General features: G+C 50.4%; 14 protein-coding genes. All 14 read right to left on the bottom strand.

The genetic code is table 11. From position 1 onward, the window contains the following. Position 1 precedes the first annotated feature (1 nt). The gene (locus tag NZD86_RS12000; RefSeq protein WP_268046859.1) at positions 2 to 5,050 is read right to left on the bottom strand and encodes a phage tail tape measure protein; all 5,049 of its coding nucleotides are present in this window, start codon (positions 5,048 to 5,050) and stop codon (positions 2 to 4) included. A gap of 46 nt (positions 5,051 to 5,096) precedes the next feature. Next, positions 5,097 to 5,684 carry a restriction endonuclease gene (locus NZD86_RS11995; RefSeq protein ID WP_268041882.1) on the bottom strand — a complete coding sequence of 196 codons (588 nt, stop codon included), beginning with the start codon at positions 5,682 to 5,684 and terminating at the stop codon, positions 5,097 to 5,099. 24 nt (positions 5,685 to 5,708) lie between these two features. After that, a complete protein-coding gene (locus tag NZD86_RS11990; RefSeq protein WP_268041880.1) occupies positions 5,709 to 6,218 on the bottom strand; it encodes a hypothetical protein in 510 nt (169 codons plus the stop codon). Between the two features lie 149 nt (positions 6,219 to 6,367). Then, the gene (locus NZD86_RS11985; RefSeq protein ID WP_268041878.1) at positions 6,368 to 6,619 is read right to left on the bottom strand and encodes a hypothetical protein; all 252 of its coding nucleotides are present in this window, start codon (positions 6,617 to 6,619) and stop codon (positions 6,368 to 6,370) included. Further along, on the bottom strand, positions 6,588 to 6,947 hold the full coding sequence (locus NZD86_RS11980; RefSeq protein ID WP_268041876.1) for a hypothetical protein: 360 nt from the start codon (positions 6,945 to 6,947) through the stop codon (positions 6,588 to 6,590). The genes NZD86_RS11985 and NZD86_RS11980 overlap by 32 nt, the downstream gene beginning before the upstream one ends. Before the next feature lie 6 nt (positions 6,948 to 6,953). Continuing rightward, on the bottom strand, positions 6,954 to 7,742 hold the full coding sequence (locus NZD86_RS11975) for a hypothetical protein (protein WP_268041874.1): 789 nt from the start codon (positions 7,740 to 7,742) through the stop codon (positions 6,954 to 6,956). Positions 7,743 to 7,757: 15 nt separating this feature from the next. Then, complete coding sequence (locus NZD86_RS11970; RefSeq protein ID WP_268041872.1) at positions 7,758 to 8,387, bottom strand: hypothetical protein; 630 nt, start codon at positions 8,385 to 8,387, stop codon at positions 7,758 to 7,760. Positions 8,388 to 8,400: 13 nt separating this feature from the next. Beyond that, positions 8,401 to 9,012 carry a hypothetical protein gene (locus tag NZD86_RS11965; protein ID WP_268041870.1) on the bottom strand — a complete coding sequence of 204 codons (612 nt, stop codon included), beginning with the start codon at positions 9,010 to 9,012 and terminating at the stop codon, positions 8,401 to 8,403. Positions 9,013 to 9,016: 4 nt separating this feature from the next. Next, complete coding sequence (locus tag NZD86_RS11960) at positions 9,017 to 9,631, bottom strand: phage head completion protein (RefSeq protein WP_268041868.1); 615 nt, start codon at positions 9,629 to 9,631, stop codon at positions 9,017 to 9,019. Between the two features lie 5 nt (positions 9,632 to 9,636). Continuing rightward, entirely contained in the window at positions 9,637 to 10,158 is a 522-nt protein-coding gene (locus NZD86_RS11955; RefSeq protein WP_268041866.1) for a hypothetical protein, read from the bottom strand. Then, entirely contained in the window at positions 10,121 to 10,324 is a 204-nt protein-coding gene (locus NZD86_RS11950) for a hypothetical protein (protein ID WP_268041862.1), read from the bottom strand. Before NZD86_RS11950 ends, NZD86_RS11955 begins: the two co-directional genes overlap by 38 nt. Positions 10,325 to 10,335: 11 nt before the next feature. Then, positions 10,336 to 11,355: a major capsid protein gene (locus NZD86_RS11945; protein ID WP_268041860.1), complete on the bottom strand. Its 1,020-nt coding sequence runs from the start codon at positions 11,353 to 11,355 to the stop codon at positions 10,336 to 10,338. 26 nt (positions 11,356 to 11,381) lie between these two features. After that, a complete protein-coding gene (locus NZD86_RS11940) occupies positions 11,382 to 11,756 on the bottom strand; it encodes a head decoration protein (protein ID WP_268041858.1) in 375 nt (124 codons plus the stop codon). A gap of 2 nt (positions 11,757 to 11,758) precedes the next feature. After that, complete coding sequence (locus NZD86_RS11935; protein WP_268041856.1) at positions 11,759 to 12,991, bottom strand: hypothetical protein; 1,233 nt, start codon at positions 12,989 to 12,991, stop codon at positions 11,759 to 11,761. Between the last annotated feature and the right edge of the window lie 2 nt (positions 12,992 to 12,993).

Below are 12,993 nucleotides of genomic sequence, written 5' to 3'. Positions count from 1 at the left end.
ATCACCCAACCTTCCCTTGGTATGCTGCGTCTTGCATGAATCCAGTGAGCTCATCGATGAAACTCGGGACGTCCGTCACATTCGGTAATTCAAGATGTTCGATATGCAGTGTTTGCGTGTTTGTCGATGATGCTGACGGTTGGGCGAATCTCATTAGGTCTTCCCAACTAGGTACAACAATCTCACCCGGTGTCAGCCGCGCAGGAACGTTGTCAATGCCCGGTGCAAGGTTGGGTACTTCGCCACCTCTCGCCATATGAACGACTCCGCTAGTGGTTGCCACAGATCCCATATTGACAGTGCCGCCAGAACTTAGCGTGGACGATATCCCCGAACCGCCGCTTATCGACGGTTGCTGAATCTGTGCTAGGATAGCATTCATTTGAATCACGTATTCCTGCGCCTGTTGGAGAGATTTCTGATATCCCTGCTTCTGAATCTCTGCCTCGACTTCTTGCTGAATCCGAGTTTGGCTCTGTACATATTGCCAATACGCATCAAGTTTCTGTTTATCGTCGTTGTAATGATTCTGCAGATCCTGCGATTGTTGCTGATACCCTTTGTCTAGGGCCTGAGTCTGGTTATTCAATGCGGTGATCTGGTCGCCATAGGCGTTCGACTGGTCTTGCAATTGTTTAATCTGCGCATCCTGTGCCATCTTGGTTTGTTGATCTTCTATTTGCTTTTGCAGATCCGTAGCTTTCGCCACATCGTAGGTATATTGAATCTTCCCGTTTGCATCGATGTACTCTTGATTGTGCTGGGACTCAACTTGTGCAAGTTGGTTTTGTAGGTCCGTTAGTTGGTTTACCTGATCCTGCGCCTGAAACTGGTCTTGCAGAGACTTAACAAGTGCGTCAACTGCATCTTTTTGAGATTGGATGCCAGCAATTTGGTCTGCAATCGCTTGTTTTTTCTCGTTGTACTGATTATCTAGCGCCGTCTTTTGGGCGTCGTACTGGTCCTGCAATTGCTGTTCTTGAATCTGCTGTTGCTCTTGGTACCCCTGCTTCAAAATGTTAATGATGTCATTTTGCATATTCTGTGTGGCCTGCGTTATCTTCTGGTTGTTCTGCTCGATGGCTTGCGAGTTGCTATTCAGCGTCGAGTTGAGGTTGTCATACTCCGAATTCAAGGTTTGGAGTGCCGTCCGGTGTTCCTGGTCAGTGATGGTCCCCTTCTTGAATTCGGCGTTCACCTTGTTAATGTCGGATTGGATTTGCGGTAGCAATTGGTGAACCTTCGCGTTCTCGTCGTTGTAGTCGGAATTCTGCTTCTTTAGATCCGCGATGTATGTCGTATAGCCCTTGACGAGGTCAGACGCGGCTTTCGTATCGGTGTTGTTCTGCTGTAGGGATTGGGATGCGTTATTCATGAGGTCGTTGTACTGCGTAAGCGGTCCCGCGAGCGACTTGATGCGGTCCTCGTACACCTTTAGAGTCTGCGAGTCTTGCTGCGAAATATCTTGGAATGGCGCTTGATATGCGGCGTTCTGCGCGGATGCCGACGGCGTTTTAGATCCCGTTGACTTCGGCGCGCTATATTGGTTTGTCGGAGTGGCGGTATTCACATAGTACGACGCGACGTTTATCTTGCTTAGATCCGCTTCTGCCGAGGATATGACGCCTTGGTTGTATTTCACCTGAGATGCGAGAGCGTGATACTTATTCATCATCCCCGAGCTCACAAACTGGCTCATGGATTCGCCAACACTAAGGTTGTTCAGCATAGCTGCCATTTCGTCGTTAAGCGCTTGGATACGCGCCTTGGCGTTTTCGATCACGGCCTCGGTCATCGTCTTTTGATCGGATATGACCTGGTTGGCCTGTGCCTTGGAAGCGTTGATGAACGCCATCATGGAGTTTACGCCACCGCCAACAGCGCTATCAAAGTCCGGATACGCCTTGGTCAGGGCGTCGAGTGTGGCTTGGCTCAACTTATGTGACCCCGATAATTCCTTTTGCGCGGTATCGAGCAGTTTGATATTTGCTTCAGCAGCGGTTAACGCGGCACTTAAATTGTTGTTAGCTCCGGCGTTTTCATTCGTCGCTGCACTGTTTTGTGCAGTAGCCGCTGTGTCACCTTGTTTGGCTGCGGACAGTTCGATGATGGCACTTTTATTGAGCGGGATCTTCTGGCTTAGGCTGTCTATCGCCTGAGCATATTGGTCATCAGTCAACTTTCCGTTCGCCAAGTCTGTATTGAGTTGCTTTACGGTATCAGAGACCTGTTGTGCAACGTTTTGATACCCCTGCATACCTCCAGTGACTTGACTCCAATTGACCGCCCCTAGAATCGAATCTGAGACGCTTTTCATGGATGATGACAGATTCGTGTTAGCCAGGTAAGCACTCGTCAATTGCTGCTCATACTGCTGCAGTGAGTTTTTGGCCGTTTGAAGGTCGATTTGATACTGATCCATCTGAGCGTTCATGTTGTCGAGGTCTTGCTTTGTAAACGGGAGCAATCCATCCGATGTGACGATACCGCCCATGGACTTTTTCGCTTGGAGGTCTGACATCTTTTGTTCTAACTTATCGATGGCATCTAACTGCTTTTGGATATCCGAACTTGATGAGTCGACCGTCTTCTGGGCCTGCAGTTGTTGCAGTTTCTGCATCTGATCAATCTCTTGTTTGATAGCCTCGGCAGATTTGATGTGAGTGTTCCCGTTCTGATCGACATACTGCGTGACGTTCGGGATGAGTCCGGCCAACTGCTGCATGGTGCTGTAATACTCTTGTTGTTGCTGTTGGTCCTTGAATACCGAACCGTTACTTGTGGCCTGCTCTAGCTGCTGATACTTCTGGAGTAGGGAGTCGATCTGGTCTTTGTTTTGGGCATATGATGATGACAATTGTTGAGCCTGTTGTTCTTGCTCCTGCATGGCCTGAGACGCGGCCCCGGCATGCATAGCCGCCACTGCTAATCCAACGCCGAGTAGCGACAAGCCAAATGTGAGCCCCGTCATTACCGCGTCAACGGTTCCTGCTGCAATAGCCATTCCTCGTAATGCCGTTGTTTCTGCATCAATGCCGAGGACTGCAGCACCACGGGCCGCTATCTGTTCGCGGATGCTCATCGTAAGAGTCTGAACCCCGGTTCGCTGTTGGTTGATCATGTTGGTGAACGAACTAAACAGACCCATCGCTGAATTGATGCCGTTTTTCATGGAGCCCAATACATTTGCAACCGCGCCTATTCCAGCAGTCAGAAGTTTGATGGATACAAGTGCTGCACCAATATATACGGTCGTCTTCATCACTTCTGGGTTCATGGAGGCAAGACCATTCACAAGGTTCGTAACGTCGCCAATAAGTCCAGCTAGGGCCGATCCCATTCCATTGTCAGCGCTATTGTGGAACAGTTTCTGCCAAGCATCGTCAAGTCGCTGCAACTCGGCCTGTAGCGTATGCATCTGTTCCTGCACCAGGACCGTCGCTTTCCCGGTCGAGTCCATGGATTTTGTGAGGTCGTCTTGAATTGTTTTCGTATCGCTGACCATCGCCGCAAACTTACTGTACTGATACGTGCCACCTGCTATAGTTTTGAGCGCCGCCGTTTGCGATGCATCTGCGTTCTTCGTGGCATCGGCTACCTGCATAATGAGGTCGTATACAGGTTTCAATTGCTTCTGTCCGTCCGCTCCAACAGTGTACATATCAATGCCAAGTTGCTTGAATGCGTCTTGAACCTTTTGGGAGCCAGACGAAATATTTGAGATGATGGTCTTCAAGGCGTTGCCTGCGTTTTCTCCTGAGAGACCCGTGTTTCTGATCATTGCTGCAATGAGTGCGTTGAGTTGATCAAGGCTCATCCCGGCCACATGTGCCGCCCCGGCGCTGCGCTCTACACCCATTGCAAGGTCTTGGGCGCTTACTGATGCTTCGTGAGCCAAAGCAGACCAACTATCGACGATTTTCATGGAGTTCGTCATCGCGGTCGCTTGGTTGGTCGCGGCCATTCCCATAGCGTTCATCGTTGCCTCAAGCGCCTTGTTTGCATCAGCCATCTTGAGATTGTCGACGGTGGACAATATGGTCGCGGAGTTCGTGAGGGTTAGTGCAGTGTTGATGTCTGTATATTGCCGCCCCCACTGCTTTGTTGCATCGAGAGTCGTTGTGATGGATTGACCATATTGTTGAGCGATGGCAATGAACTGATTCGTAACTTCATTCAATTGCTGTTGGTCTGCGATATGTTCACCGAAGACCTGTTTTAGACCGGCTTCACCTTTGTTAATACCGACTATTCCTTCTTGAAGATTATTGAAAATGGATTGTAGAGCCTGAAATTGAAGCATAGTCGAGGCCAAATCAAGAGGGTTTGTAAGCCCCATACCAGGCATGCCTTGTGTGGAATACAGTCCTTTTAACTTGCTTGAAAACGAATCCGCTGAGGCGTTCTCCATTGTCTGTGCAGTCTTGAAGAATTGCACCTGTTTATCCAGATTGTCTTTGAAATACTGCGTTTCCTCGTCATATAACTTCTCCATCTCAGCCAATGATTGTTGTGCGTCGAGGAGTTTCATGTCGTACAGTTGCTTGATTGTTCGCATGCGCTCGTCTACCGACTTGGCTTGCGCTGTAGCTTCGTCGGCGGATGCTTTTTGATCCTGCTTACTAGCTTGCTGTTGAAGACTAATCATGTTACGAACGTCGTTCTGTGCCTGGAGCAATGCGTTCCGGTAGGATAAATCAAACTTCATGGAATTAGGGTTCGAAGGGGCGAAGTTTTCAGCATATGCGCTCTTAATATCCGCTATCTTTTTGAGATATTCATCCGCCGCCAGCGTGCCTTCCTTCCATTGCGTCTGAACGTCCTTGATCGCATTGGACATGGATACAAGTTGCCCCGTTGCATCAATGAGGTATTTTTGACCGGAAGATGAAGGTGCTTGCAATGCCTTCTGCATTTGTGTGTCGGCACTTTTCAACTCGTTATTAAACTGCTTGTACGAATCGGAAAGCTGAGTAAGTTTCGACTGCGCGTCCGTAATGTCAAATGTAATTCTCGCGGCGACCTTAGAAACGACATTCGACTCGTTCATCCCCACTACAACTCACCCCCAAATAAAAAAGCCTCCGTTTGGAGGCTCATGTCGCAAGATGTGATGATTCTTCTCGTAACCGTTCTAATCTATAGCCATTGACGAGTACGATTTTCTTTCCTTTGGCCCAGGTATATGCCTGTTCCGTAAAATCAGATGTCGTCACGATATACCCAACATCTGCATGTTCATGCTGCATCGTTCCGTAAAAGTCGCGTATTGCAGGTTCGCCGACCTTGTTCATCGGACCGTACATCTTGCATTGCACGATTCCATACTCAGTTGGAGTTATTACCTTGATGTCGACTCCGTGATCACCTTGATATGGAGTCACCGACACCTTGTAACCATACCGCCGGAATATCTCGGCAACCTCTTCCTCAAACTCCTCTGGCTTTCGAGCCTTTGGTCGTTGTGTTGCTTTAATCTTCGACCATCGTTCCATATCTTCGGACATCGACTTTCGGTTTCGTTTATCGATCCGCATCAGGTTTAGTGTCGTCGCCGCAAATACAGAGAAGGCAATCACCAACGCCCATATCCATGAATTGGCGAAACCTGATAAGTCGAATATCGTCCAAAGCATCACGAATCCGATTAGACATCCAACGCCGAGCGTGGATATGATAACCACGGCATCACTTCCATGTCTTGTACTTCAACTTATCAGATGGAGAAGGACATTGTGTGTCTTATGGGAACCTTTGAATACAATGTCGTGTTCGATCCCGTTGTCTGACCTAACACGCATCCGAACGGTACTTCTATCGATGTTTTCTGTCTTGGTTCCCTTGGTCCCTCCGACTACCGCTCCAACTGGTCCAGCAATTGCTTCGCCAACAACCGCTCCGGCAATTGATCTTCCACCACCCGTGTTCACTGTTTGTACATCCAGTTGAACGTCGATTGACACGATGGACTGTATCGGTATCTCGGCCTTATTACCTTTGGTATTGAATAGGACGAGATTTGTTCCCTGTCGAACCGCAAAGACAAACCCTGGTGATATGCCTGGTTGGCCGCTCAAATATTGCAAAGACGGAGTATTTTTGGGATAGCCATTGCTCTGTAGGAACTTAACATCAGATTTCGCGGATAGAAAACCGAATATCACGGCCCCACCTATGACAATTACCAAGAATATGATGATCCACAGCAATATCGACAAATTGAATCACCCTTTTGCGTTCACTATACCCTAACTTTACTACATTTTGCCTTTGTCTATACTCGTCTTTCAAAATTATCACAAAATGTGATTTTGCCCACATGACGCATACCCGAATTATCGAGCATCCGGCATAGGGGCAATGACCCCTACCCGCCAAATCCAAGCAGATCCTGCAACGTGGCTTCCTTATCTCCGTCCTCAACCTTGAACCCAGCCAAACTCATTCTGAACCTATCCTCGTCAGTCAACGCATAGAACGCGCTATACAACTGGTATTGCGTCATCTTCCGAATCTCGGAGTATGACACCCCGCGGATGACGAGTTTCGATATGGCGTCCTTCAGAGCTACCTTCTTGCCCGACTCATTACCCTTGGGTACTTTCGGTTCCGGCGGCATCTCTCGGCTTAAAGCCAAGAAATCGGTCGATGAATGCGACTACCTCCTTGGCGCCGTCAGCGACGTTTACCTTCGCTCGGAGTTCGTCTTTTTCGATCTTTCTCCCACATGCAATGTACAATAGTTCCTCAAACGCCTCTTTGGCCTCTTCGTTCCCAGGCAAGTAGGCCATTTGTACGCTACCGGCCCCCTGTGCCCATGTATGCCAGTGCTTCATGGCGTCGTCCAAGTCAGCGAGCGTGGCAGGGACGCAATCAATATGCGCCCCGCCTAGAGATAACCGTTCGCCAAGCCCCAAAGCATCTTTGATCGGTGCATCCTTACCCATCAATCATCACCCCGCGAACTTGGCCGTTGTGATAATTGATACCGCTGCTTTACCGCCGCCTGGGTCAAGAATTTGCAGGTCAAGTTTCGGTGCAGATGCTTTCTGGCGCTCCTGCGATAGCGTCCACTTGCCAAGGAACTGACACGAGTTGACCACAAATGTAATCGGTACAAGTGCCTGTGACGGATCCTCTGTATTGACAACCTTAGCAGATGCAACGAACTTCACGACCTTGCCAACTGCCGACGGTTGATAATCCACTTGACCACCTGTTGAGGTGTCAATCGTGTAGTAGATAACGACTGCTTTCCCGGCATCATCGGTGCTAAACGTAACCTTTGCATCTCCTGCAACCGGCGTAACATACTCGCCTGTCGTCGGTGCAGATGCAACACTCGTGAATGCCTTGTTATCAAGCGCACCCACCACACCAATCGTGGTGGTGGTTGCTGATATTGTGTCGCCATTAGGCAGGTTGACCGTGCCATCTGCGCCGATGGTCAATTCCTCGATACGCGGTACTTGAACCTTGGTAGACGCCGAGGCCGTTGTGACGTTTGCACCGAGCATACTGGAAGCCTGCAAAGACGTCTCAGAACCGCTCAAACTAACCATTGGCTTACGGTCAGCCATGATGTTGACGATTGGGTATGCTCCAGCACCGCCATAAACAGGCGTCAATGTACCGTCAACGTCCATCGAGATGCTATCCATCTTCGTAAAGACCGCGAGTAACCCGCCAGATACCGGGTCAAGTGCTGCAGAGTATCCGATATTCGGAATGATAAGCGCCACTAAAAATACCTCCTCTTATCCAACAAAATAAGAGACATCGTAGTAGATTCGATGTCCCTTCACGCCAGTAATGCCAGTTTTGAATGACGTGTCGTAAGCCGACCGACTCACGAAGAATCCGGGAGGTTCCCAGTTCTGCATGAGTGCTTGCGTTCGTTCGACCATCTGACGCGCTGTGTTCCCACTCGATGCAAAACAGTCGATCACTACCTTGCCGATGTACACCGTAGGCGTTCGCACGTCTGGTTTACCCGAGCGAATGTACAACAGCACAATCGGAATGGTCGTCGAATCCACAATGCCGTCCGTTTCCTCTTCTTTCACGATGTAGGCGACTTTGTCACCGCCGCTTGATGATGGAGTAAGAAACGATTGTACTTGTCCATTAGTCGCGACTGCAGCGGGCAATGCGGATACAGGAATTGATGTCCCTGTTCCTGTCGTTGTCGCTGTGGTCGCCACGGGACCAATCCTCAATTGCTCTCCGGTTACATATGACACCATGTTCGTTACCTGTATGGATGTCGAACCGGCAGAGGCACTAGCTGCCAATACCGCCTTGTTAAACCATCCGCGATAGGATAGGAACGTCGTATCATTCGCAAGCAGTTTCCACACTTGGTCGAGTAATGCTGCAGAGCCCACATAGAGGCCCCCTTTACACTAAAAAATCACCGAAACTAAATGTCTCGATGACCGCGTTGAGTTGATCCATGATTAAGTTTCGGTTGCTTTCCAGTGCATCACGCATGAAGTGAAGTGGTACCTTCGGAGTGAACGCGTCGTCCGGTAGCCTAACCTTCGCCATCCAGTCCCGGAACCACGGGAAGTCTCGCAACTGTTCCAAATTTCGCCCCGCTAGGATGCCTGTATGCGCGTTGTGGACCATTCCGTCTAAACCGATGTACGGACCCTTAGCGCGGCCTGTGATGGCGTCTCCGTTGGCTTCACGGAGTGGGTTCCAAAGTTCCGAGTTCATGTAGTCGACGAGTCCCGGATTGAGCCTATCCATGAGCGAACCGCTACCCCATTCAGCCATGAAACTTTGCCATGCATCCGCGCCGATCTCACCGTCGATCATCCCTTGCTGTACCAACGCTGATAGCCCCGCGTGAAGGGATGCCTCCACTTCTGGAAATGCACCACCTACGTTGGCTCTCGCGTTGTCCATGACCGCCTGGCATAGGTCGTTGATGACTTGCTGCATGCGCTTGTTGAATTCATCGAATGCCCCGGCACCGTTGAAACTGAGCAACGTTTCTACAGCCATCGCATCACGTCCTATTGTCCGTCTTCACCTGTACAATTTGCAGTCCAGGTGCGACCGTGACGTTGATATCACTGACTTGGAAGTTCCGGCCATCGATGATGATACGATCTGGATTCGGGATGAGTTGAAGCGCGGTAGCCGTCTGCAAGGTCAATCGGTACAGCGTATCGGCGAGTAGCAAACCATCTTTGTACGGGACATTGCCATTAACATGTTCAACCGACATAGGCACAGTACCAACTGTGGTCCACGTAGCAGGCGTTTGGTTGCCATACTCGTCGACTGAGCCAGGCGTGTAACGTTGAACTTCCGCAGCCGGGTAATTCGCCGTATACAGTTCGGTGTAGATCCCCGCTTTGCCGCCGAGTAGCGTCCGTTCCTCAATCGCTGTGACGAATAGCTGATACCCAAGTGTCTCGTTCCTAACGAGATCGCCCACCTGGATATCACTCTCCGACGGAAACACCATGAACCGGACAAAGTTGATATCGAACGGCGCGAGTAACTGCCGACCTTTCACGAATCGAGCCGCTGTGCTGACGTTGCCTGACGGTCGAATGATGGTCATGGGGTCTCCGTATTCGTTGATCCATGCGGATTTACGCTCCGAGAATCCCATTCACATCACTCCTGGTTCGTCGGATACAGTGCGATGTCACCGGAATCCGGCGAAATGAACCCAGACTCGCCTTGTGCGGCCAATTGTTGCGCTTTCGACCGCGTGGGTCCAGACAAACCGAGTTGAGGCAATTCCACAACCGTCTGCGTCGTGATGAGGTCCATGTGGCCATACGACACTGCTTCGAGATCCTTCTTACGCTCCGTCCAATCAACGTTCTGGTTCGTATACTTGTAGTCTGAGTCACCTTCTGACGCTTTCAGACGGCTTGCCATAGATGGTGCAAGTACGGCTGCAATCATGGCAACTGCAGCCGCATACATGAATGATTGGTTATCGTCAGTGAGCGTGTCATAATCCGGTACCCGGGAAACGACAAGACCCTCAGCGATAGGCAAAACAGAAGGCGCATCGATATCTGAGTCCGGTAATACACCAGAATCGACACCTAAATGCGCCCTTACTTCGTCATGGTAGGTTGTGTACCCGTTAAGATTGACTATCCTCGGTTGGTACGGCATCCGCACCACCCTTTTTGGTTACGATTTCTGCGACGAGTTCACCATCTGCAGCGTTTCGAATGCCTTGTTTAGCGATCTCCACAAGGCCATCGGGTGCGTTTTTTACTTCATCACCCTGCTTGTACTCACCAACGCCACCAGGATGGAGAATTCGCACGGTTACTCCGGCCATGTTACCCCTCCTTATGCAATCGTCGCGAAGACGTGCCAGTTTACGTGGCGAAGACGCGGCAATGCGGTGACACCGTTCACGATCTCAGCCGTCGGAGGATCGCCTTTGTCGTGAATCTTCGTCAGTGCCCATTTACCCGTTTCACCGTTGAAGATATCCGTGTAGTTGCTTGGCGATGTGACGAGGTCCATCAAATTACCCGTTGTACCTTCACCGACGATAAGGATGGCATTGTCCGGAATGAACGGATTGAAGTTACCGGCGTCGTCCAGGTAACCGCCATCGTACACTTCATACGACAGACCATCCAACTGCTGCTGAATAACCATGCCGAGGTTATCCGACATGACGACATCGCGACCGTACAGGTTACGCACCAGGTTCTGAATGGCGGCATTCTGTTTCAGATAGGTATCGCCCTTCTGGTTTGCAACAATCTTGACCGGACGCGCACCGGTACCACGGAACAGGAGTTTCCATGCGTCGATATCCGTCAACGGATTCGCGCTCGCTGTATTGCTCCATAAGGTTGCTGCAGTTGGTTTCTGCGACGCAGGAACCTTGTAGTCAATCGTGACAGCCGGTTTGTCAGCCGTCGCCGGGATAGTAATCGACCCGGTGAGTGCCTGCCAACGCAACCATTCAAGACGGGTTTCAAGGCGTTGGTTCAATTCAACCATGGCATCCGTCATGTACTGCTCGGCCCACATTTGTTCGAGGTTTGTACCAGGCGCACGGAGTTTCGCAATCTTCTCGCGGTCGATGATCTTCTTTTCTCTCCACTCTTGGTTCGTGAAGGACAGATGATCGACTTTCTGCTTTGCACGTACCGGCGAAGGATCGTTCAATCCGGTCGGCGGTGTCATTCCGGTGTCATCCCACGTGATGTCGTACTCGATGGTTAATCCCAGTTCAGTTTTGAGGTCTGTGCCACCCGTCAAGATTTGAGCGCCACGGAACATGCGCGGATCGACGCGGTAGTTGCGTACAATCTCGGTCAGAAAATATGGATCTAAGACGTTTACAGCCATTATGTGGCCCCCTTCTTATTCAACGATTAAACGAAGTAGCAGAGCTTGAGTTGTGTTCCCGCGTTCGCGTCATAGCCAGTTAAGGCGGACGATGTGAAGATGCCAGCAATCCATGCAGACGCGCCGACATCACCATTTGTCGTATCCTGGTCGTTATCGAGGATACATACGGCTGTTTGGCTACCGTCTGTGTTCGTGGATTTGTATGGGACATACTTGCCTGTTGCAGTGACCTTGCCCAAGACAGTACCTTTGGCCAAAACGCCGTTACCACTCGCAAGCAGTACACCTCCAGGCATTTTAGCTTGCAGTGCCGTTGATGCTAGGACTTCCGGGAACTGTTGCGTATACTGCGTGCCATACCCAGGTGCGCCACCATATTGACCGTTCGGAATCGTCATACTTAGTTAGCCTCCTTCAACTTGTCGCCATGACCATTACGTTTGAGCGCTTCACGAGCGTCCTTACGCGCTTGCTCTCGTTGTTGCTCGGCGGACAATTGAGTTGAACCGTTCGGATTCTTTCCAGCATCCTCCGGCAGGTCATGCTGCTGTGTTACCACATGTTGACCCCCGCCGCCAAGAGCCGCCTTTGCCTGGGCTTCATAGGTGTCGCGAATCTTCTCTACTTCGGATACTGGCAGGTTTGCGAAGGATAGTTTCATAGCATCCACGTTGAACGCTTCACCAAGAGCCCTCACGCCAGCCCCACACGCTTCATCAACCACTTTTGCTTTGTACTGCTCGCCAACTTGTGCCTGTGCCTTGAGCGATGCGACAGCACCCTCTACAGCGTCATCAGACGTCACGCCAAGCAGTTCACGTACTTTCGTCGAGAATGCTTGAGCGGTCGACAACTGCGCTTTGACCTGTTCTAATTCGTTCACTTGATCATCCCTTTCTGGTTCAACTGCGGACTGCCGGACATAACCGACAAGACCGGATTTACTGCTAAATGAATAAAAGACACGTCCATCACCCGGAAGTGATTTAGTCGTGTCTGATAAAACCGCGTATTCAGTTGGCTTTTGTTCCGGTGATTCAGCGCTGCTCATGTTGACGACACCCGCACCCGGATACGCTCCGTCGAACACCAGACTGTTTTCCATCAGGTCAGCATCGTTGATTTCCATGACGCACAACTTACCGTCATACGTTCTGCCTCTGATGTGCATACAGTCTGAGTCGTAGTATGGCTGTCCACAAATCGAGCATGAATGGTCACCGCCGATGAATCCAACCGACGTATCGAATATGGTCCCGGCGTCAATTCCATCGGCTAAGGAATCGGTAGACACGCCGTTGATATCCTGGCCGCGCTTCATGTAGTGATCGGCGTATACCGCAAGCTCACCATCCGGCTCCTGTTGAACCTTCGCATCAAACGTGCGACCGACCGGAATGGTCAATGTACCGATGTTCGACCAGGAATGGTCTAAGAGTAGCGACACACCCTGTTTCGCTTGGTCAGCTATCTTCGTTAAAGCATTTGGCGTGATTCGTTGTGACCGATGAGGAATCACTTTGTCACCGACGAGTTTCGCCGGGAATGTGTAGACCTCATCTTCACTTAGCGGCGTTCGCGCCAACTGATTGATCCTCGATAATTGATCAGGTGTTGGTTTTCCCGTTTTCATCA

Source organism: Alicyclobacillus dauci (assembly GCF_026651605.1).
Taxonomy (GTDB): Bacteria; Bacillota; Bacilli; order Alicyclobacillales; family Alicyclobacillaceae; genus Alicyclobacillus; species Alicyclobacillus dauci.
The sequence above is the reverse complement of the archived record's forward strand: the minus strand, read 5'-3'. Positions and strand labels throughout refer to the sequence as shown.